The sequence below is a fragment of the Flammeovirga sp. MY04 genome, assembly GCF_001682195.2.
In the GTDB taxonomy this organism is placed as follows: Bacteria; Bacteroidota; Bacteroidia; order Cytophagales; family Flammeovirgaceae; genus Flammeovirga; species Flammeovirga yaeyamensis.
On record NZ_CP003560.2, the window covers coordinates 1,382,300 to 1,405,065 of the forward strand.

The window sequence follows — 22,766 nt, forward strand, 5'->3', positions numbered from 1 at the left end:
CCTTTTAACATTAAGATTTTTAATTATGACATTCATAAAATCAATAATCATATATATTTTAATATGGTTTGTTAAGTTGACAAAATTTCGTGAGTTCTGGAATGTTCCTACTCAATTGATATTCGCTCAAACAAGACTTGAAACGGGTAGATTTACAAGCGGTATTTTTAAAGATATTAATAACCTCTTTGGTATGAATCACCCATCTAGAAGAGAAACCACTTCTCTAGGTAATTCGGGAAGAAAAGAAAGTTCTTATTCAGTTGGATTTGCTACATATAAAAATTGGTACGATTCAATAGTAGATTATTTTTTAAGGCAAGAGAATTTTAATATTGTGCCTAAAATGAATGAGTTCATAGATGATGGTTACAGTAAAAATCAATCATATATGATGGCAACAAAAGACAGTAATTATTTTGAAGATCCCGAGTATATTGAAAAATGGGAATCATCATATAAAGCAAGTACAGTATATAAAATATTGTCTTTCTTCCTCCCTATTCTTGTAGGATTCGTTGTTGTAAAAAGTTATGATAATATTCCGTATAGCTTAAAAAATAAGTTTAAGTTTAGTTAGATAATTAGAGTGTATGTTTAAAAGTCATTATTAATAGTAATGACTTTTTTTAAATTTGAATTTATGGTAGGTCAAGAATGTAATTTGCTAGTAGTTTATAAAAACGCTGCGGGTAATCAAAAGGCATGGTTTAAGGTTGGCAAATGGAGAAACAAATATAATCTAGTTAATTATTTCAGAAACAAACCAAACTTTTACTATGCAAAAATATTTACAAAAGATAATATCCAATTAGGTTGGTTTAATCGAGATAAACAAAGCGAGTTCTTTTATTAGGATTCGTTTTTTTTATTCTGTTATTTTAAAAATACTTATGGTTTATATATACCTAGAGATAAGTTTTTCAGAATAATTATAATGTAATCACGAAAAAAACAAAATTAATTCTTTTTTTGATCTATCAGAAAATACACTGCTTATGCGGTTCATGTTTCCTTAGCGTAGCGTTTACGTTCCTTTTGCGTTTGCGTTCCTCTTGCGTTAGCCTATGGATTTATTTATTGCTTAAAATTTGGAGTTATAGAACTAACTCTATACTTTAGCAATACGGAAAAAAAATAATAATAATGACAGTAATAAACTCTACGTGTAAAGGATTACACAATGTATATTATATATAGAATTACATTAATATATAATAGGTTTATTTATATATTAATTCGCTTTATTAATTACCAACCCAACACTCTTTCAATACACTTCTGCATAATAATATATTCATTTTGAGGGCTAATCTGAAGGTTTTCTGTACTTTTCAATATTTTCCAGTCGTGTTTATTTTCATCATTTAATTCATCTGAAACACATATTATACCATAAGATTTTCCTTCACAAAATTCTTTCATAGGATCAATATACTGCTGATTTAAAGGTACAGCAAAGTAAAAATAGTCACAATACTGTGCCTTATTTATAATTTTTGATTTAGACTTATCAAAATCTTCTAAGTTTGTAACTACTTCAACACCAATAAATTGAGGTCTTTCCTTAGTCAATTTATTGGGCTTACATACAGAAAGAATATCAATTTCAGTATATGCACCTAAACGGAAACTAATTAGGTGTTCATGCTTAAAAGTGAAATCCTCTTTAAATGTTCTAGCTAACCATTGTTCTGAACGTAAAGCATTAATAATATTAGCTCTAGCAACATTTTCTGAAGAAACCTGATACTTTTCCATCTTCTTCAGATCTTCCCAATATTTATCTAAAGAATTAGCCTTAACGTGTTCATTTTTACTACTGTCCTTCAAATCATAAGGAACAACGAATTGAGACTTTGATTTATCAGCTGAAATTGGAGTTTCTTCTGAACGTTTCCTACCTCTTTCAGTCTTCCCCCCTTTCAATGGTCTATATATATTCCACAATTCTCTTAATTCATGACGCATATTTTCACCTGAAATCATCTTATCTTTTACTTCATCGACAATACGTTGTGGTGCAATCGTTCTTACTTTACTAAATGTCTCTAATTGTTCAGGAGTGGTTTTCACTTTTGCTTCATCCATTTTATCTACATCATGAATCCCCAAAAGTTCTGCATATAATTTTGCACCAGAACGAGCACGCCACAAAGTAGATATATTAATCCCATTTTTTCGGGCTAACTCTTTAACATATTCAGTAAAAGATCTTGAACGTAATTTATAAAGTTGGTTAACTTCAATCTTATCCAATAACTTAGCTACTCTTAACCAATTACGTCTATCCTTTTGTATAAGAATTTCGAATTCTAACTCTATTTGTTCTAATTGATACAAACTCATAATTGCAAGTTGCAACTAAAAATTAATAAAATCAACCTTTTTATTATCATTTTCTAACCTTTTTTGTATTTTCGGTTATACAATAATCATTTTGAAAAAATTACTACTCTTAATAGTCGTCATCTCTTGTTCACATCCTATTTTTTCTCAGGATGTATTATCTCTATTTGCGACTAAAGGTCCTATGGCTCAGCAAAGGAGTTTGGAAGTATTTCGAAGATATGCCACTCCCCTCTCCCAAAGTTATGCATGGTCTACAAGTTTGGGTTGGATGTATACTGCACGCCCTCACAGACCGATTGGCTTTGATATATCAATTTCTAATGCAGGAGTTATTTTACCTGATAATGCTTTATATTATCGTGTAGATGATATTCAAGGAGTAAGAGTTATTTCAGGGGATAATAGTTTGCCTACCTTTTTCGGAAGTGATACACAAGAATCTGTTATTGGAATTATGAATGATGATGGATCTGAAGCTGTCATTCCAGCAACAAGGGGTATTAATATAAACTATGCATTACTGCCTTCTATAAAATTTGGTCTTGGTGTAGGAAAGAATACTGAATTAATTGGAAGGCTTTTCCCAAAAGTGGAATACAATGGGATTGTAGTTAAAATGTGGGGAACAGGTATTAAACACAATATTGCCCAATGGTTTTTTAAAGAAAAGTCACCATTTGATCTAAGTTTATTTGCTGGATATACTCAGTTAGAAGGACAATATCCTCTTCAAAACTCGCAAGTTGCTCCAGTAGTTGATCCTGGATTCCTTCAGTTTGAAACCAAAGGTGGTAATTTTGAATGTATGCTTTCTAAAACATTTCCATTACTCACTATATATACAAGTGCTGGTTATGTTTACACTAAAAATGAAACTTTATTAAATGGTAATTATACTTTATTACAATTAACCGAAGAATCATTAAACATACCTACCGACGGAGTACTTGATATTTACAGACTACAATCTTGGAAATTTAGTGCCGGTTTGATGTTTAAAATTGGTTTGGTTTATATTAATGGTGATTACACTTATGGGTGGTCGCATCAAATAAACGTGGGTTTAGGCCTTACATTAAAATAAATGCCTCTAATTTTTGTTAAGAATTCTTAAATGAAAGCAGATTATTACCCGTATAAAGGTTAAATAAACGATTTTTGTATTTGCGTTTAGAAAAACACGCTTAATTATCTATCTATTGATTGATATTATAAATTTTTCTAACATTAAGATTGTAATTATAATAATGTTTCAAACATTAAAATAAGACTATATCGTGGATTTATTTGAAAAACTTCTTCAGGATAGAGGACCGCTAGGGTCACATTCCAAAATGGCTCATGGTTATTATGCTTTCCCTAAACTTGAAGGAGAAATTGCTCCTCGCATGACCTTCAGAGGAAAAGAAGTATTGACGTGGAGTTTGAACAACTATCTTGGTTTAGCAAACCACCCTGAAATTAGAAAAGTTGATGCTGACGCGGCTGCTGAATATGGTTTGGCATACCCAATGGGTGCACGTATGATGTCTGGTAACTCTAACCTTATTGAAGAATTTGAATCAGAATTAAGTTCTTTCGTAGGTAAAGAGGATACAATGGTTTTAAACTTCGGTTACCAAGGTATCATGTCAGTTATTGATGCATTAATTGACAGAAAAGACGTTGTAGTATACGATTCAGAATGTCACGCTTGTATTATTGATGGTTTGAGAATGCATGTTGGTAAAAGATTTGTATTCCCTCACAATGATATCGAGAACTGTGAAAAACAACTACAAAGAGCAACTAAACTAGTTGAACAAACTGGTGGTGCAATTCTTTTGATTACTGAAGGTGTATTCGGTATGCTTGGTGATCAAGGTAAATTGAAAGAAATCGCAGATTTAAAAGATAAATATCAATTCCGTATGTTGGTAGACGACGCTCACGGATTTGGTACTTTAGGAAAAACTGGTGCTGGTGCTGGTGAAGAGCAAGGATGTCAAGATAAAATTGATATCTACTTCTCTACTTTCGCTAAGTCAATGGCTTCAGTTGGTGCATTCATTTCTTCTGACGAGCAAGTGATTGAGTATTTAAGATACAACACTCGTTCTCAAATTTTCGCTAAAACTTTACCTATGCCATTGGTAAAAGGTAACTTGAAGCGTTTAGAGATGTTACGTACAATGCCTGAGTTAAAAAACAAACTTTGGGAAATTTCAACTGCGTTACAAGATGGTTTGACTAAGAATGGTTTTAATATCGGTGAAACAGATACTCCTGTTACTCCAGTATTCTTACAAGGTGGTCAAAACGAAGCGGTAAACATGATCATGGACTTGAGAGAAAACTTTAATATTTTCTGTTCAGTTGTAGTTTACCCTGTAGTTCCTAAAGACGTAATTATGTTACGTTTAATTCCTACAGCATCTCACTCTCTTGCTGATGTTGAAGAGACAATTACAGCTTTTAAAGCGGTTAAACATAAACTTGAATCTGGTGAGTATGCGAAAGCAGAACCACAAATTTTCTCTTAGTTAATTAAGATTCAATTTGATATTAAAAGGATAGGATTTTCGTATAAAAAACGAGGTTTTATCCTTTTTTTTGTGCCCTAAAATTGTGCTATTTAAAAGAAATTGTATAAATTGTGGTATATATATTTTAATTCATCGATAGAAATTTTTTAGTAAAATGGACAAATTCACAGAACTAAAAGAGCTTATCCAACAAACTGAAGAGGACGCTCAAAAATTCTACAACAACAAAGTTGCAGCGGCTGGAACTCGCGTAAGAAAAAACATGCAAGACATCAAAAAACTTGCTCAAGATATCCGTCTTGAAATCCAAGAGATCAAAAACAACGGTTAATTCCTGTTTGGATCACACGACAAAAAAAGGGGATGTTTCTAACAACATCCCCTTTTTTTATTTATGCATTCGATGTAAAATATCTACTGCTTCTCTTATCCTTTCTGTAAATGAAACTTGATCATAAGTTAATTTCATTTCGTGTGAATCCACATCTTGATGCTCACCCAAAGCCACTCTACAAATGGCATAAGATTGTGATACTAATTGATCAAGAATTTTAGATACTCCATAAGTAAAAGAGAACAAATAATCGAATTCTTTTTTAATAAAATTCTCAATATTCGATTCAGGATTTTTCTTATTCCAATTTACTTTTGAAAGTGGAATAATTTTATAACCGAAAGGAACATCAAATTCTATTTTTTTCTCTTCTGTAATAAAAATAAACTCAATATTTTTTACTCCTTTTGGGAGTATTTTATCTACTATTTTACTTTCATTTAAAGTAGACCTTAATTGTTCACTGTCTTTTATATAAAATATGAGCCCGATAGATTTGGCATCATTCAGGGGAAATTTATTATGATGCTTTCTATCTTTATCTAATCGTTTGTTTATTAATTGATTACCAATTAATTTATTTTTAAAAAGTTCAATCATTCTTAGTTGTTTATCATTTCAGAAAATTCTTCTTCCGTTAAAACAGTAATACCTAATTCGGTAGCTTTCTTCAATTTAGAACCAGCCTTCTCTCCTGCAACAAGATAATCAACATTTTTGGATATTGAAGTTTTTACACTTCCTCCATTTTGTTTAATTAAAGCATGCATCTCATTTCTAGAATAGATACTAAACTTACCTGTACAGACAAAAGACTTGCTTTCTAATATATCTTTTACTTCTTGTTTTTCTAATTTAAATTTAAGACCAGCTGATTTAAGTTTATTCAAAAACTCTAATTGCACATCGGAATTAAAAAACTTTTTAACCTCAACTGCAACAGTAGATCCAACATCATAAAGTTCAGCAATTTCTTCTTCAGTAGCTTCTGCTAACTTATCTATATCAGTAAATACTTCTGCTAATTTTTCTGATATTGTACTACCAACACTACGAATTCCTAGTGCAAATATGACTTGTTCATATGGTATGTTTTTAGATTCTTCAATACCTGACAACAGTTTATTTATAGACTTTTCTTTAAAACGATCTAATTGTGATAGTTTTTCTTCTGTTAAGCTATATAAATCACCGGCATCTTTTATTAATCCAATACTAATAAGCTGTTCAATTGTCTCACCACCTAAAGAGTCAATATTCATTGCTTTTCTACTTACAAAATGTTGGATTCTCCCTTTTATTTGTGGTGGACACTCATAATTTTTACAATAATGTTGAGCTTCTCCTTCTTTTCTTTCTAAAGTAGAATTACATGCAGGACAATTTTCAATATAATTGACTTTTGTAGCTCCTTCCCTCCTAGATGTTTTATCTACACCAGTAATTTTAGGTATAATCTCACCTCCTTTTTCAACATAAACATTATCGTTGTAATGCAAATCTAGTCTTTCGATTTCGTTTGCATTATGTAGAGATGCTCTTCTTACCGTAGTTCCTGCCAATTGAACAGGTTCTAAATTTGCAACTGGTGTAATTGCCCCAGTTCTACCTACTTGATAGGTAATAGATAATAATGGAGTTTTTGCCGCCTCAGCTTTATATTTATAAGCAATAGCCCATCTTGGACTTTTGGCAGTGTTACCTAATTTTTTATGTAAATCCATTTGATTTACCTTAATAACTACTCCATCTGTTTCAAGAGGTAAATCTTTTCTTTTTTGATCCCAAGAAGTGATATAATCCCAAACTTTATCGATATCACTGTTGATTTCAAAAGTATCTGGAATATTAAACCCCCAAGCTTTTAACCTTAAAAGTCCATCGTAGTGAGATGTAATACCCTCATAATCTGAAGCAATTTGATAAGCATACATATCTAATTTTTTCTCAGCGACTTTCTTGGGATCTAACTGCTTAAGTGCACCTGCAGCGGCATTTCTTGGATTAGCAAGTAATGGCTGTTCTTTATTTCCTTTTTGTCTACGAATCTCATTCTCTGCAGAGATTTTTAAATTATTCTCTTCGAAGGAATTTTTACTCATAAACACCTCTCCTCTCACTTCAAGAATATCGGGAAATTCACCTGTCAACTGTAGAGGAATACTCTTAATTGTTCTGGCATTTTTTGTAATATCATCACCTTTAACACCATCACCTCTGGTAACTGCTCTAACAAGAATACCATTTTCATACGTTAGGCTTAGTGCAACACCATCATACTTAAGTTCACAGACATATTCCACTTGATCAAGATTGATATCTTTTTTAATTCTATCATCAAAATCAGTTAGATCTTCTTTATCATATGTATTTGATAAAGATAACATTGGAATTGCGTGTGCTACATTTTCAAAGTTTTGGGATACTTCACCACCCACTCTTTGAGAAGGTGAGGTAACTTTTAATAATTCTGGATAATCTGATTCTAATTGAATCAATTCATTCATCATTATATCAAATTCCTGATCTGATATATCAGGTGCACCTTCTCTATATTTTTTATCTAAATCATGTATTTGATTAGATAATTCTTCAACTCTTTGCTCCGCCTCTTTGAAAGTCATAATCTATGAGATTTCCTTAATTATAATTGTTCTCTAATTTTTGATGCAATCTCTGCTAACTCCTCATTGTCTAATTTTAATTTATGCTCAAAATTCATATCAGACATTCCATTAATAGGAATTAAGTGCATATGTGCATGAGGTACTTCTAATCCAATAACAGCATGTCCTACTCTATTACATGGAAATACTGCTTTTATTGCTTTTGAAACTTTCTTAGCTGCTACATATAAGCCTGCTAATGTTTCATCATCTAAATCAAACATATCGTCCACTTCTTTTTTAGGAACGATGAGTGTATGCCCCTTTTGTACCGGAAATATATCTAAAAAAGCATAATAGTTTTCATCTTCATAAACTTTATGTGAAGGGATGTCTCCTGCTATGATTTTTGTAAAAATAGATGCCATTTATATTTTATTTTTTGGTTTAATAACTAAATAAATAATCATGAAAAATGCACTTAGAAAACCAATTGTACTAAGAAAAGGCATTCCAAGAAAATTTCTACTTGAATATGGAATTGGTGCATTCATGATTAATGCTGAGGTAACTAATAAAGCAGATATTAAGATCACAATATTTAAGTTAGAAGCAGCTTCTTTTCTTTGTTGAATGAGTGGTTCCAATCCTTTGTGATCAATGTTTATAGACAATTTACCTGTTCTCGTTTTCTTTAAAATATACCTCACTTCCATAGGAAGATTGTAGAATAAAGAAGATAATTGGTAAAAAGTATAATAAAAGTCTGAGCTTAAATTCTTAAATGAGAATTGTTCTTGAGCCAATTTTTTTGCGTACGGTTCAATTTCAGGTAAAACCTCTAAATCTGGTGATATTACATTTATAATACCTTCTAAAATAGCTAAGGCACGTAAAATGAGAAATATTGAACCGGGTACAGCAAGGCTATGCTTGTAAATAATTTCTTGTAAAGCAGTGGTTACTTCAGCCATTGTAGCATCTTCGTTACCATGAGTATAGTAACGATCAACAATGTTGTTTAAATCTTGTTCTAGTGCTTTACTGTCTTCATGATCAGTTTCTTTTGCAATGCGCCTCAAGTGAAGTGCCATTCCTCTAGCATCATTTCGAGACATTGAAGCCAAGAAATTAGCAAGACCAAATCGTTGATATTTAGATAATCGGCCAATCATACCGAAATCAATAAGAATAATTTTTCCATCAGGTCTTACCAAAACATTACCTGGATGCGGATCTGCATGGAAAAATCCTTGCTCAAAAATTTGATCTAAATATATATTCATTCCTGAAGTAGCAACATCTTTTAAAGAAAGCCCCCAGGATTTAATAGTTCTAACATCAGTGATTTTGCAACCACTTACATATTCCATCACTAATAATTTTTTAGTGGTATACTCTAAATGAGCGTAGGGAATATGAACATGATCTTTATCTTTATTTGCTCTTCTGAACTGAACTAGATTTTTAGCTTCTATAGTATAATCCAATTCACTAACTATACTCTCCTCAAAAGTTTCGACTACTTCATCTGGATTTAAAAGTCCGTGTCTAAGGAAAAAAGCATGCGTATGTTTTACGAACTCTTTTAATAGCCTCAAGTCAGTTAGGATTTGCTCATAAGCACCAGGACGTTGAATTTTTAGTACAACATCTTTCCCATCTTTTAAGCGAGCACGGTGAACTTGACCAATACTTGCAGCACCAAGTGGTTTATTATCAAAAAAGGATACAAAATCGTTAAGATTCATTCCTGTTTCTTTTTCGACAATGGCTATCGCTTCTTCTTCTGAAAAAGGAGGGACATTATCCTGTAATTTTTGAAATTCCTCAATTAAATCTTGAGGTAAAATATCAGGACGATTGCTTAGAGTTTGAGCAAACTTAATAAATGTAGGACCTAATTCTTCTACAACAAGTCTAAACCTCTCCGCTCGGCTAAACTTAAGTACAGGTCTATTATCTCTTTTCCAATCATCAATAGGTACAAAACGTTTTAAAGAAGTAGTAGAAACTACATCTTCAAATCCGTATTTCAACAAGATTTTAATGATTTGCTGAAGTCGTTGTATATTTTTTACTTTGGTGGAAAAAAGCATCTAAAAAAATAAAAGAGTCAAAACGATTTTTGTCTTCTGATTATAAAAATAGAAAAAATTAATTATAAGCAGTAATATCAATTTGATAAGACAATTTATTCTTCACTACAATTTAATGATCCTATTTTGAAATAATATTATAAACAGATAATTCTTCAACCTAATTTAAATAAAATTAGGTTTAAAATATTATTTGCTAAAAAAGTATACGCTTAATAGTAAAATATAACCTTTAAAATTGATTTAGAATGGGTATCCAATGGCTAAGTTAAATACAAGTTGATTCCAAGACGGCTTTTTTATGACCCATTGATCTCCATCATCTGGAGTATAAGGAACTCTAAAAGGCATGGCAAAATCTAGTCGTAAAACAAAGAATTGAACATCGACTCTTAAGCCTACTCCTCCACCAACAGCTAATTCATCTAAGACTTTTCCTACTTCAAATTCCCCTCCTTCACGTTCAGGATCTTCAGATGCTAACCAAACGTTACCATAATCAACAAAAGCTGCTAACTTTAAGTATTGGTGTAAATCATAACGATACTCTACACTACCTTCTAATTTAATATCACCAGCATGTTGGCTAAAAGAATTTGCATCTTTATCATCAGAAGGTTTATAGCTACCTGGTCCTAGAGTTCTTGATCTAAATGCTCTAAGGGAGTTAGGTCCTCCTACAAAATATTGCTTTACAAAAGGAAGGAATGTGGAGTTACCCCACGGCACTGAATAACCTGCAACAAGTCTAGTAGCGATGGATCCTTTTTCCGTAGTCTTAAAATAAAATCTTAAATCATTTGTCAGTTTTACATATTGAGAGAAAGGATTACCCAAGATTTGATATTGCCCAGTTTCCTGATCTTTTTCAATACCTGTGGCTTGCATAATACCATACCACATATTACCTGAAATATCTATGTTCCCTTTATAGTAAAAACTACTGTTTCTTACCTTTTTATCCCATGAAGGAGCATATTCAAATGTATAATTTGAACCTAATATAAACTGATTTCTAAATGTCTCTGCAAGGGAAGGAAAGGCATCAGCAATATCAGTCCCATCGGTTGAAGATGTAGCTTGATAACTGATAGCAACAGGGTTTAATGTATGTCTAATTTTTTCGTTTGTTCTCCAATCAAAACCATAACTTGTATTGAAATAATTTAGTGAATAAGACGGAAAAAAGTGATATCTTTTAAATCCTAACCCAAAATTGGTATATGGAATATAAAAATCACCACCAGGTCGAACATCGAAAGGTGCTATTACTCTTGGAATAGATAATTTTGTATCGAAACCATACCAAAAGATCACATCTACACCATTTGTATTCCCTCCGAACTGTTTTTGTATACCAGTAAAGAGGGTCACAGAGAATCTTTCAGCACCTCCAAAAGTATTTCTATTTTTCCATGTAAAGTCTAACTCTGGTCCGGTGTAACCTGTTGACCAAGTAGACATCGATAATTCTGTAGAAACAGAATGCAAGGTTACCTGAGACATCTTTGCATTCACTTTCATTTTTCCTTTATAAGGATCTAGAGTTTCCTTTGGCTCAAATTCCATATTGACATATTTGAAAACCCCTAAACCAGAGAATTGCTTTAATGATGCCTGATGATCATGTCTAGAATAGGTTTCTCCTGCTCTTAATTGAAGTGTTTCATTCAGAATTTTTGGCTTTAAGTTTACAGGATCACCATAATAAACTATCCCACTATCCACATCTACTTTTTGATGATTTCTCTTAGAAACATTCAAACCATCTAAATCAAAATCAGGTTGCAGAATAACGGTATCAATTTCATATTGGCGTTTTACCTTATCAGGCATTTCCTTGAAATAGGCGTAGACATTAATCGTTCTGTCTTCATTTGCAGAATCTAAATCAAACATCAAATAGTTGGAACTGAAGTAATAATAACCACTATCTTTCAATGCTGTATTTATTCTGGTTCTTTCATCCCTAAACGCTTTTAGGGAATATCTATTACCCTTTTTTAGAATCGATTCGCTACTTAAATTTTTAATCTTCCTATTGAAAGGGTTTTTATCCTCTAAATTCCAATTAATACTATCTAATACATAAGGCTTATCTCTTACCACTACATAGTAATCAACAGAGGTAGATTTTGACGCTGAATCTTTAATGTTTTTGTATTTTACTTTTGATCCAAAGTACCCATTGTTGTTTAGTGATGCTTGGATTAGCTCCACTGTTTTTTTCGTGAGGTTTTCGTCGTAATACACAGGCTTTTCTCCAAAAGCTTTGTTCAACCCTTTCTTTAAGCCTTTTGGTCTTTTCGCATTTTCAGCTTTAAAATGATACCATGCAGCATTTTTCTTATTAGGAGCAATAGATAAATTTTCTGATAGAATATATTTGAGATCTTCATCAATCTTAATACTATCAGGTGTATCGTATTTTATCTGAGCGCCTGTATAAAAACTTTTATCCTCTTCGATGTATTTTGTGATACTACATCCAAAAAGTAAAAAAGTAAAGCATATTATTATGAAATATCTATTAGTTGTCATTGTCTGCTAATAAGCTATTTAATGATTCTTCTCTATGAAAAAATGGAATAAAAGTATCCATATATGAAGATGATTTCTCTGAATTACTAGATGAATCACTTTCTACAGGAATTTCATTTATGGTTGAATCCGGAAGTGTATTTATTGAAGTGCTGTCTATTTCAACAGCAGGCTTCATACCTCCAGAAGAAGTAGAATCAGGTTTCGCTGGTTTCATTCCGCCACCTGATGAGGTTGAATCTTTTGGTGAAGCCATCATACCTCCTCCAGTATTTGACCTCTTGATCATACCCAACCTTTTTCTAACATCTTTTCTTTTATCAAGATTTCTGATGAATAATTCTTTCCCCTGATTATAATCCTTCGTGAATACTATTGAAACTCCTGTCTTAAATACATCTGGTGTAAAATATTGAGCATCAATAGATCTAAATAGCCTATTTTTAAGTGTCCCATCTGTGAGGAGATTGTATTCTAAGAGGAAATCAGTGTTAAAGGTATTCGATGAATTTGATGCTTCATTACCATTTACCGCTACTTTACCTCCAACAGATACACTTAAACGATCATTGAAAAGGTTTTTCTTTAAAGTTACTCCAACGTCAGTTCTATTTGATGAACCACCTTTGTCATTGTTCTGAGAATAAGAATCAACATCAAAATTCACATCAACAAAGCCGTTGGTTAAATTATTAGTTACATTATTCAATTGCTGACTGATGATCGAACTTACAGAACCTGCTACCATATCAGTAGTTGAAGCTCCATCTCCACCAGCATCATTTAAAAATGTACCTAAAATCAATAGTGCAAATACCTGTTTATTTAATTGAGATTCATCCTGATTTAAATTTTCGACTGCAGTCTCAATTTTATCACCACCTTGACTACCCTCTGGATATTCTAATTTAAATGATAATTCTGGAGTGATCACATCACCTCTCATATTCATGTATACCTTGAAAGGCCTTTTGGATTTGTACTTATTGGTTTCACTCTGACTAATCAAATTGGCAACTAATGGATATGGTGAAGTACTAATCTCATAGATAGCAGTCATATTTGCTTGTGGATTATAGGGATCACCTGTCCAAAGCACTGAACTTCCTTTTTCTAATAATAACTTTTTATTCATCAACTGATAAAAAGTCATGCTATAATCTCCTTCTGTTACTTGATATTGGCCTGACATCACTAAATCCCCTCCAGCATCCATTCTTAAATTTAAAGTTCCGCCTCCTACTAAGGTTAATGCATCCCCAGCTCTTGGGTCGATTACTATTCTAAAAGAAGATTGATTATCAATATTAATTTTAGCATTCAATTCATAATTGTCAGACTTCTTTTTGATATTAGTTGTATCTTCTTCAGCTATAAATTCAATAATATCATCTCCTGTTTCTACATCACCTAAACCTCCATCTATGTAGACATAAGTTAGGTTCGTACCTCTTGATATACGAATATCAGAATCGATAATCAAATGATCTATTGGACCTTTGATTGAAGTTAAATTACCAATGATCAATTGACCGAAGTATTCGGGATTATCTTTCGCTGTTGAATTAATTAAGACGATATCATCAGCAGAGAATTTTAAATCAAAATCCATGTTCTGATAATCTGTTGTAACTATACTACCTCCAAGTAGAGCTAAGTGATCATGAATGTCTCTAAATCCAAATTTATTGAAGTGAATACCTTTATCATCAAATGTAGCATCACCATCTAAACCATATAAAGTTAGGTTTAGCATATCAACAGTAAAAGTTGGATGATACATATTGATATTACCTCTGACATATAATGGAGCAGAACCACCACCTTTAACTTTCATGTCTCCTTTAAATCCACCAGATAAATCTGATAAATAACCAAACGAAAGTTTTTCGAAAGGTTTTATTAAAAGGGAATCAATAGTCATTGTTAAATCCAAGGGAGCAATCGTATCTGCCATATTAAATGTGGCGTCTGATCTCATATTACCTATAGGACCATTAATTACTGTATGGTTTTCATAAATATTGATGTCGGTTGTATTCTTAGCAGTATTTTTAATATTAGCAATGATGTTATTGAAGAAACCAAAACCATCGATAATTAGATTTGAATTAAGTTTACCTCCAGAAGAGATGTCTCCTATTTCTACATCCATATTAATATCACCATTGATGAGGGATGTATCATTCTGGCTATTGTAAGTCAGTTTATCTAAAGAATAATCTTTTATCTCGAATTTATATACGGTATCTTTTTCATCGTACTGAGAAGTATATAAATTTATTTCTTGTTGATCCTGTTTTAAGCGAACATTACTTACATAAGGAAGTCCACCATCTGATAAAATATAGTTTTCCTTATTCACATCCCACTTCATTCCATTCACTATGAATTTATCTTCTAAATTAAATCGATATGTAGTTGAATCTAGAATTAATTCTCCTCCGGCCCATAGCCATTCTTTTGATAAATCTTCTGTCTTACCTTGTGTTATAAAAGTCAGATCATTGTCTTTCGCTTCTCCATTAAGACTCCAATGATGTAATGCATATTCCTCGTACCCCAACATTTGAAGTAATCTAAATCCGACATCATATTTTAAGGAAATACCATTAGCATGTAATGATAAATATGTAGAATCAAGATCAATATCAGAATAAGTTATTCTTGGTAGAAGAACATCAAAATCGAATTTATTAGTAGAGGCATCGAAAAGGAAATCACATTTGCTTAAAACCAATGAGTCCAATCCTTCTATAAAACCATTGGTCAGTAGTTCGGAATCTGTCAATTTTAAATAGCCTGACATTTTGCCATTTGATGGTGGCAATTGACCAATCATATCTCTTGATGAAATGTATTGTGAAAAATACCTTTCCAAAACTACAGATAATGAATCCAAAGGTAAATCAGAATTAATGGCACCTTCAATATGAGGAGCGACTAGATTACCTGCAATATGTGATGAATCTAATTCTGCATGCAATTTGATTTCATCAAAAGTGTAAGTGTCTTTACCATCGTAAAAATATAAATCCTCAACTTTTAAGGTAGAATTCAAATCCTTGATATCGAAACCTCGAGTATCAGAATCTATTATCATTCCTATAGTTAGTGTGTCTTCGTAAAAATTGAGTTTCAAAAAGTCTAAGTGTTCAATTTTACCATGAATATCTGCAATAGGGACTTCTTGATTCATGTCAATAAAACCATTAAGGTCGAATTGAGCACCATCTCCTTTGGTTTTCGCATCCCATTTAACAGCCATTCGGTCTACATCTAAGTTGGCTTTTAATCCACCATAATCGTAATTATTATAGATAGCTTCTTTGAGATGGAAAGTAATTAAAGCCTTTAGATCCTTTTCAGGATCAAAACCTTTACCTACAGCTGTCAAATAAGTACTTACTTCACCGATTGTGCTGTCCTTTAAAATTTTTCCAACTTCTAAATTATAGGTGTTAGTTTTGATTTTATACTCATCTTCATTTAATAAGTAATATTCTAAATCAAAAGCTCCATATTCATCCAGTGCCAACTTCATGTCACCAGATAAATCCGTTGGGTGTCCTTTTACCTTTAAATTACCCACTATATGTTTTGGGAAATCAAATGACTCTCTTAACGTATCATCGAGGTTGATATTTAAAAGTGGTGTTGTATAAAAGTTTAGAGAATCGATTTTTAGGGCGAAGTATAGAGAATCTTCGCTCATTACATCTTTCAATTCTATATCAAAATCTGTTTCTAAACCTAAATTTGAATTTATTTTACCCTCTTTGATGGACATTTCTTTTGTATTTCCTTTGGCTATTAAGCTACCATCCACATAAGATGTCAAGTAAGGAGCAATTACAGAATCTTTTTTAAGTGTTGGATCAAAGATTAATGCATCAGAAAATGTCAAATGAGATCGTTTTAAGTGATTATCAAACTGAAGATCGTCTATGTAGTCACCTATTTGATATAAATTGGTGAATCGTAATTTTAAATCATTCAGTAAAAAGCTATTGTTCACTTCAACCAACAATTCCCTTAACTCAAGACTTTGTGGTTGAACATCTATATATGAGGACAAACTATTGATACTTAAACCAGATTTTTCGACCATATCAAAATGCTCTAGATCGATATAAATCTGTTGATCGTTGACCTTAATATCAGTAGTTGAAAGGTTGGACTTAGAAATAAAAATATGATTTGCATCAAAACCTTCAACATTCTTATAAAGGTGATCATCATATTTTAAACTTAGATCTTTAATACCTATTTCGTTGATCGCTACTTTCCAACCTATACCTAGGTCTTTAAGAGGTGCTAAAGGTAAAACTTTAGCCGGAGGTGCTTTTACTGTAGTATCCGAGGTTAATTGATATTCAATAGAAGATTGATTTAAATCAAATTTTTCAATGTTAATATCTTGTTTGACTAAATCAAATTCATGTTGTAATAAATTAAGATCACCTATGTGAATAGTCGCTTTTTGTGGACTTACTTGATCATCATAATCAAGATCAACATTATGGATTTGTAGTTTGCTTAATATTAAACGAAAGGGAGTTTCTTCATCTGTAGATGTTTGAGTAGTATCAACATCAGATGTAGGCATTTCATCAAATTGGGTATATGAAATTTTACTGTTTTCTAGTAAAATATTACTTACGTTGTATGATGATGTATTTAAGTTGATTTCGGGAATGCTTGTATTTAGTCTACCAATATTTAAATGTGCATCCATATTCATCACACTATCTAAGTAGGTAATATCTACATCTATTAAATCTATATCGTGAAGAATGATTGGAGGAATTACTGAAGTAGTGGTATCTTCTTCTACAACTTCTTCCTCATTAGATGCGAATGCATTGATTAAATAATCAAAATTGAATTCACCATTCTTATTGACTTTAATATTTGTTTGGAGACTATGAACAGCAAACTTATCGATAACCACTCTTTCTAGAGATATGGTTTCGGCGTCGACGTCTAATTCAATTTCTTTTATAGAAATAAAATCTTCCCCATTGGGATTTTTTAGAAGCACGTCGTCTATGACTAAAGATTTAGGGAAGTTTAATGCTATATAGCCTATACTTACTTCGCTATTAGTTTTGTCTGAAAGATATGATGTTGCCTTATCAATGATATAGTTTTGTACAAACGGCACTCGTAAGATACCGTACACAAGACCTAATAGTAGGATAAATAAAATTAGGATTCCAAAGAAAAGGCGTTTGAGAGATCCTTTCATTCTCAGTTATTCGAGTTTAATTATGGTGTTACCAAAACTAAAATTAAAGATTTTTATATTTTTTTACGAGAATAAAGGGCGAAAATATCAAATCGTTTAACTTTTATTTTTCCACATATCGTAACGCTGATTTAATAACTTACTCATTATTGAGAAGTTATCCCATGTGTCTTGAATATGGAACATACTTTCTAATTCTTTTAAAAGTGCATCCTTATAGTCATTTAAGTATTGTCCACTGCAGTAATATTCCAACACAAATGGTTTTATATCATCATCAAATAGATCTATATCTAATATACCATCTAATGTCTCTGCAAGGATAATTGGAGTAATCTCTTTTCTTGAGAAATACAGAATTTGTGATCCAAAATCATCTTCATATTCTTCACTATAAAGGTCATTGGCAATCACCCAACCAAAAAAATGTCCAATGTGAAGGTAGGCCTGGTCTAAAGATAAATCTTCTGGGTAATCGTTCCCAAAATAATTTCTAACGTTATCAATTACAGTAGTATTCGTTGAATTCATAGTAAGCTGGAAAAGTATAATGAATAATATGAGCTAGTTATATCACTAAAGTGTGTGGTTAATATTACCATTTTTTTTTCGTAAGATGCAAAAAGATTTCAAAATTATTTAATTTGAATAGGATTTCAAGTGTATTATAAAGTAACTTGAGATGTAATTATTAAGGCATAATCTTAAAAAATTTGAGAACACTTACATATCTTTCTTTTATTTTTCTGACTATCATCTGTTTAACTTTTCAAAGTGCTACAGCTCAGAATGCGACACTAAGAGGTGTTGTTTTGGATTCTATAGGTAATCCAATTTCGGCGGCAATGGTACAAGAAGGGACAAATAAGAATAATTTTTACATTACGAATAATGAAGGAGCCTATATTTTAGAGTTATCACCTGATTCTTTAACAACTATATTTTTTAATCATCCTAATTATTCCCCTCGAGCATTTCAGATAAAATTATTAAAGGATGAGATAAAAACTTTAGACATTAAGTTATACAAACAAATCTTTGAATTGGATGAGGTGAAAATTGTCGATTCAAGAGAAAGTGATATTAGAACAAAGGCTGGTGCTGTTTATGTTAAAGGTGAAGATCTTCAAGAAATACCTGTAGGCTTTGGTGAATTCACTCAACAATTAGTAGCTAGTGGTGCATTAGGTATTGCTTCTAATAATGAGCTTTCTTCTGATTATTCTGTTAGAGGAGGTAGTTTTGATGAAAACCTTGTTTATGTAAATAACATAGAAATTTACAGACCTTTTATTGCTCGTGCTGGTCAGCAAGAAGGACTCAGCTTTGTCAATTCAAGAATGGTAGATAATATTGAATTTTCTTCTGGTGGCTGGGAAAGTAAATATGGCGATAAGTTATCAAGTTCATTAAATATTCAATACAAAAAGCCTATGAGCTTTGAAGGAGTATTGGAAGCATCTCTATTAGGAGGAAGTTTAACCGTTGGTGGAGCATCAAAAAATAAGAAACACACAGGTATTGTTAGTGCAAGATATAAATCGACAGAATACTTATTAAATACATTACAAACAGAGGGTGAGTATCGACCCCGATTTGGTGATGTTCAATCGTATTTTAGTTTTGATTTATCTGGAAAAGAAAAAAAGGAAAAACATATCTTGATGCAATCTTATCGTATGCATCAAATAGATATAGTGTTTTTCCAACTACTCGATCATCCAATTTTCAAACAGGAGAAGGAGTCAGTAACCTAACTATTGCTTTTGAAGGGAAAGAACAATTAGATTATGACACTTTCCAAGGTGGATTAAAATTGATTCATAATTTCAATGAAAATTTCACTTCAAATATTATCACTTCTGCCCTAGTTACTCAAGAAAGGGAAAGAAGTAATTTAGAAAACGCCTACCGCATTTGTGATACTCAAGATTTCAATAGTATTAATGATTGTTCTACCGAACAAGGCATTGGTGGAGGTTATCAATATTCTCGAAATTCATTAAAAGCTAACGTTTTTATTGTAGAGAATAGAAATGAGTGGGATCATTCAAACCAACTTCATTCTGAATTTGGAGTTCAAATGAAAGTGGAAGACATAGATGACCAATTATCTGAGTATCAATTTCAAGATTCTGCAGGATATGTAATTGATGTAAATAATGTACTTAGTGCAAATAATAACATTACCTCTCAGAGATATTCAGGGTATTATCAAACTACCTATTTTTCCCCTAATGATAAACACAAAATGACTTTGGGTGTACGTGGAACGTATTGGACGATTAATAATGAATTTAATTTTTCACCACGTTTCCAATATTCCTTTAAACCAGAATGGGAAAAAGATGTCGTTTTCAATTTTGCTTCGGGAGTGTATTATCAACCTCCTTTCTACAGAGAAATGAGAAGACCTGATGGTACTTTAAATCTAGATCTAAAGGCACAAGGATCCTTACATTTTATAGGAGGAATAAATTATAATTTCGAACAATGGGGACGTCCATTTAAATTGATATCTGAAGTCTATTACAAGCATTTATGGAATGTTGTACCATACAATGTCGATAATATAAGAATTCGATATTCAGGTGAAAATGAGGGTGTAGCTTATGCTGCAGGTATAGATACCAGAATTAGTGGAGAGTTTATTCCTGGCACCCAATCTTGGGTAGCACTGAGTATAATGCAAACGAAAGAGAAAATTGAGGGTGACCCTCGTGGGTTTATCAGGAGACCAACGGACCAAAGAGTTACTCTTGCTATGTTTTTCCAAGACCATTTACCGAATAATCCAACTATGAGAATGAATCTACGTTTCTTATTTGGGTCTGGTTTGCCATTTGGACCTCCAGATCAACCTGAATTTAGAAATGCATTTAGTGGAGGTAATGAATACATGAGATTAGATTTGGGTTTCAATAAGATTATAGCATTGAATAAAAAATCGAATAACCCAAGTGAAGAGTTTATGAAAAACCTTCAGATTGGATTAGAAATACTAAATGTTTTGGGAAATAATAATGTGATTTCTCACACTTGGGTAAAGACATATGATGGAAAACAGTATGCAGTTCCAAATACTTTGTCCCAAAGATTTTTCAATGTAAAAATGATTTTGCAACTTTAGAGAAAGAAATATAAAGATTATGCAGGAGAGTGATTTAGTTAGACCTAAAGTGGGTAGATTTTGTAGAACAGAGATTGCATTTCTTGGTACATCTCCAGGGATTGTTAAAGAATTAGTTTTTAGACTAATTGAGAATCTTTCTGACAATTGGAATTTGGGTTATATTGATTGTGACCATCAAAGTTCCGAAATGGAGAAGGAATTAGGTATTGATTCTTCTAAGGCACTATCACATAAAGCACGTGTTGAAATAATTGATAAAATTACTTTTTCAAGAGCTGATTTTAGAAAAGCTTTTAGTGTTCCCGAGAGACATGTGTTATTAAATGATATTGATGCTGCATTTATCAATGGTAACCACTTTAAAGCTTCTAAACAAATTCTTATAATAGATAAAGATAAAACACCTACTCTACATCGTAAAATTAACCGATTGAGTAATGTTTTATGTGTTGTATTAGCAGAAGGAGCATCAAAAGAGGATATCCCTCCGATATTATATGAGAGAATACATAATATTGAGCATAAGCCAATATTTGAAATAGGAAATACAGTTGGTATTAGTCAATTTATTGAGATAGTATTAAGACAAGATACTGGAAATTTAAATGGCTTATTACTTGCTGGAGGCCGTTCTAAAAGAATGGGTGGGAAGGACAAAGCAAAGATAAATTATCATGGTAAAGAACAGCGTTTCCATATGAAGGAAATTCTTTCTAAGTATACCTCAAAAGCATTTATGTCTTGTCGACCACAACAATTGAAGGATTTTTCGGATCAAGAGAATCTCCTACCCGATTCTTTTATTAATTTAGGTCCTTTCGGAGCATTATTATCTGCATTTAGACAAAATCCAAATTGCGCATGGATGACTGTAGCCATTGACTTACCTTTTGTAGATGATAAAACTATTATGCATTTGATTGAACAAAGGGATCCTTCTAAGTTAGCTACACTTTACAAGTCTAAGGATACTGGAGCTCCTCAGCCATTATTAGGTATTTGGGAACCAAGAAGTTATCTTAGACTCCTTCAATCACTGGCCTTCGGAAAAAACTCTCTAAGGGAGATTTTAGAAGATGCTAATATCAAATTAATCGAACCATTATCAGACCATACTCTAAGTGAAGTAGATACCATGGATGAGTTAGATATTGCGATAAAACAACTAAGTCAACAAAATTCAATTTAATTTTTTGCTGATAATTTTTAGTTTTGTACTAGTAAATTAAAAAAGAAGTCTTGAACAAAGTAAGATTAGAAATACTAGGGCTATCAGCTAGCCATACTTCCCACGGTTCTTTCGCACTAGTATTAGGCGAAAAACACGGAAATAGAAGATTACCTATAATTATTGGTATGTTTGAAGCACAAGCTATTGCGTTAGAAATTGAAAAAATTTCTTCAAACAGACCTATGACTCATGATTTATTTAAAAGCTTTGCATTAAAACTTGGAGCAAGCATTAATCATATACAAATTTCAAATTTAAAGGAAGGTGTATTTTATGCTGATATTCATGTAATTACTGCAGAAGGCGAAGAAATTATATTAGATGCAAGGCCTTCAGATGCTGTGGCCATAGGAATACGCTTTAACGCTCCTATTTATGCATATGAGAATATTATGGGCGAAGCAGGAATTCAAGTTGAAGAACTTGAACAAGATGAAGTAGAACATGCTGATGACATCGAAGATGATGACGATGATTTGGATATCGAAGACTTTGAAGGGCTAGATGATGAGGAAGAGGAAGTTAGTTTAGAGGCTGATGACGAGGATAATGATAGCGGATACGCACATTTAAGTATAGATCAACTGAACTCTTTACTTCAAAAAGCAATTGATAACGAAGATTACATGAAAGCAGCTAATATACGTGATGAAATCACTAAAAGAAGCTAAATATTAAATCCCACAAATGTGGG

16 protein-coding genes are annotated in these 22,766 nt (G+C 32.1%); 8 read left to right on the forward strand and 8 right to left on the reverse strand.

The features are described 5' to 3' along the window. Nucleotides 1–76: 76 nt before the first annotated feature. Entirely contained in the window at nt 77–580 is a 504-nt protein-coding gene (locus tag MY04_RS05610) for a glucosaminidase domain-containing protein (RefSeq protein WP_158297579.1), read from the forward strand. A gap of 671 nt (nt 581–1,251) precedes the next feature. Here the strand turns inward: MY04_RS05610 and MY04_RS05615 are convergent. Continuing rightward, a complete protein-coding gene (locus MY04_RS05615; protein WP_066207497.1) occupies nt 1,252–2,349 on the reverse strand; it encodes a hypothetical protein in 1,098 nt (365 codons plus the stop codon). A 91-nt stretch (nt 2,350–2,440) separates the two neighbouring features. Here MY04_RS05615 and MY04_RS05620 point away from each other — a divergent pair, with 91 nt between their 5' ends. The 3 genes from MY04_RS05620 (at nt 2,441) to MY04_RS05630 (ending at nt 5,208) form a co-directional block, all read left to right on the forward strand. Beyond that, nucleotides 2,441–3,436, forward strand: a complete 996-nt coding sequence (locus tag MY04_RS05620) for a DUF6588 family protein (protein ID WP_158297580.1) — start codon at nt 2,441–2,443, stop codon at nt 3,434–3,436. Between the two features lie 193 nt (nt 3,437–3,629). Further along, nucleotides 3,630–4,874, forward strand: coding sequence for an aminotransferase class I/II-fold pyridoxal phosphate-dependent enzyme (locus MY04_RS05625; protein ID WP_066207502.1), 1,245 nt, complete (start codon nt 3,630–3,632; stop codon nt 4,872–4,874). Between the two features lie 157 nt (nt 4,875–5,031). Beyond that, nucleotides 5,032–5,208, forward strand: coding sequence for a histone H1 (locus tag MY04_RS05630; RefSeq protein WP_066207506.1), 177 nt, complete (start codon nt 5,032–5,034; stop codon nt 5,206–5,208). A gap of 57 nt (nt 5,209–5,265) precedes the next feature. On the opposite strand, the gene MY04_RS05635 is transcribed toward MY04_RS05630, so the two are convergent. The 7 genes from MY04_RS05635 to MY04_RS05665 form a co-directional block, all read right to left on the reverse strand. Continuing rightward, the gene (locus tag MY04_RS05635; RefSeq protein ID WP_066207509.1) at nt 5,266–5,811 is read right to left on the reverse strand and encodes a DUF6913 domain-containing protein; all 546 of its coding nucleotides are present in this window, start codon (nt 5,809–5,811) and stop codon (nt 5,266–5,268) included. 2 nt (nt 5,812–5,813) lie between these two features. Beyond that, complete coding sequence (gene ligA / locus MY04_RS05640; RefSeq protein ID WP_066207510.1) at nt 5,814–7,835, reverse strand: NAD-dependent DNA ligase LigA; 2,022 nt, start codon at nt 7,833–7,835, stop codon at nt 5,814–5,816. A gap of 20 nt (nt 7,836–7,855) precedes the next feature. Then, entirely contained in the window at nt 7,856–8,245 is a 390-nt protein-coding gene (locus MY04_RS05645) for an HIT family protein (protein WP_066207513.1), read from the reverse strand. Continuing rightward, complete coding sequence (locus MY04_RS05650) at nt 8,246–9,916, reverse strand: ABC1 kinase family protein (RefSeq protein WP_066207515.1); 1,671 nt, start codon at nt 9,914–9,916, stop codon at nt 8,246–8,248. It lies immediately after the preceding gene. A 243-nt stretch (nt 9,917–10,159) separates the two neighbouring features. Next, nucleotides 10,160–12,457, reverse strand: a complete 2,298-nt coding sequence (gene tamL / locus MY04_RS05655) for a translocation and assembly module lipoprotein TamL (RefSeq protein WP_066207518.1) — start codon at nt 12,455–12,457, stop codon at nt 10,160–10,162. Next, nucleotides 12,447–17,708: a translocation/assembly module TamB domain-containing protein gene (locus MY04_RS05660; protein WP_066207520.1), complete on the reverse strand. Its 5,262-nt coding sequence runs from the start codon at nt 17,706–17,708 to the stop codon at nt 12,447–12,449. Before MY04_RS05660 ends, tamL begins: the two co-directional genes overlap by 11 nt. A gap of 96 nt (nt 17,709–17,804) precedes the next feature. Next, complete coding sequence (locus tag MY04_RS05665; protein ID WP_066207522.1) at nt 17,805–18,239, reverse strand: DUF7832 domain-containing protein; 435 nt, start codon at nt 18,237–18,239, stop codon at nt 17,805–17,807. Between the two features lie 182 nt (nt 18,240–18,421). On the opposite strand from MY04_RS05665, the gene MY04_RS05670 reads away from it, so the two are divergent. The 4 genes from MY04_RS05670 to MY04_RS05685 are packed head-to-tail and all read left to right on the forward strand — an operon-like array spanning nt 18,422 to nt 22,743. Beyond that, entirely contained in the window at nt 18,422–19,465 is a 1,044-nt protein-coding gene (locus tag MY04_RS05670; protein WP_084005783.1) for a TonB-dependent receptor, read from the forward strand. Nucleotides 19,466–19,524: 59 nt separating this feature from the next. Beyond that, nucleotides 19,525–20,838 (forward strand): hypothetical protein, encoded by a 1,314-nt coding sequence (locus tag MY04_RS05675; RefSeq protein WP_084005784.1) that lies wholly within the window; start codon nt 19,525–19,527, stop codon nt 20,836–20,838. A gap of 19 nt (nt 20,839–20,857) precedes the next feature. Beyond that, nucleotides 20,858–22,030, forward strand: coding sequence for an NTP transferase domain-containing protein (locus tag MY04_RS05680; protein ID WP_084005785.1), 1,173 nt, complete (start codon nt 20,858–20,860; stop codon nt 22,028–22,030). 50 nt (nt 22,031–22,080) lie between these two features. Continuing rightward, nucleotides 22,081–22,743, forward strand: coding sequence for a bifunctional nuclease family protein (locus MY04_RS05685; protein ID WP_066207524.1), 663 nt, complete (start codon nt 22,081–22,083; stop codon nt 22,741–22,743). Nucleotides 22,744–22,766 lie beyond the last annotated feature (23 nt).

Bases quoted from the DNA above. Each gene is read 5' to 3' on its own strand.
- MY04_RS05630 (WP_066207506.1), top strand. From the start codon at position 5,032: ATGGACAAATTCACAGAACTAAAAGAGCTTATCCAACAAACTGAAGAG.
- ligA (WP_066207510.1), bottom strand. From the start codon at position 7,835: ATGACTTTCAAAGAGGCGGAGCAAAGAGTTGAAGAATTATCTAATCAA.
- MY04_RS05635 (WP_066207509.1), bottom strand. From the start codon at position 5,811: ATGATTGAACTTTTTAAAAATAAATTAATTGGTAATCAATTAATAAAC.
- MY04_RS05615 (WP_066207497.1), bottom strand. From the start codon at position 2,349: ATGAGTTTGTATCAATTAGAACAAATAGAGTTAGAATTCGAAATTCTT.
- MY04_RS05645 (WP_066207513.1), bottom strand. From the start codon at position 8,245: ATGGCATCTATTTTTACAAAAATCATAGCAGGAGACATCCCTTCACAT.
- MY04_RS05650 (WP_066207515.1), bottom strand. From the start codon at position 9,916: ATGCTTTTTTCCACCAAAGTAAAAAATATACAACGACTTCAGCAAATC.
- tamL (WP_066207518.1), bottom strand. From the start codon at position 12,457: ATGACAACTAATAGATATTTCATAATAATATGCTTTACTTTTTTACTT.
- MY04_RS05680 (WP_084005785.1), top strand. From the start codon at position 20,858: ATGCAGGAGAGTGATTTAGTTAGACCTAAAGTGGGTAGATTTTGTAGA.
- MY04_RS05660 (WP_066207520.1), bottom strand. From the start codon at position 17,708: ATGAAAGGATCTCTCAAACGCCTTTTCTTTGGAATCCTAATTTTATTT.
- MY04_RS05665 (WP_066207522.1), bottom strand. From the start codon at position 18,239: ATGAATTCAACGAATACTACTGTAATTGATAACGTTAGAAATTATTTT.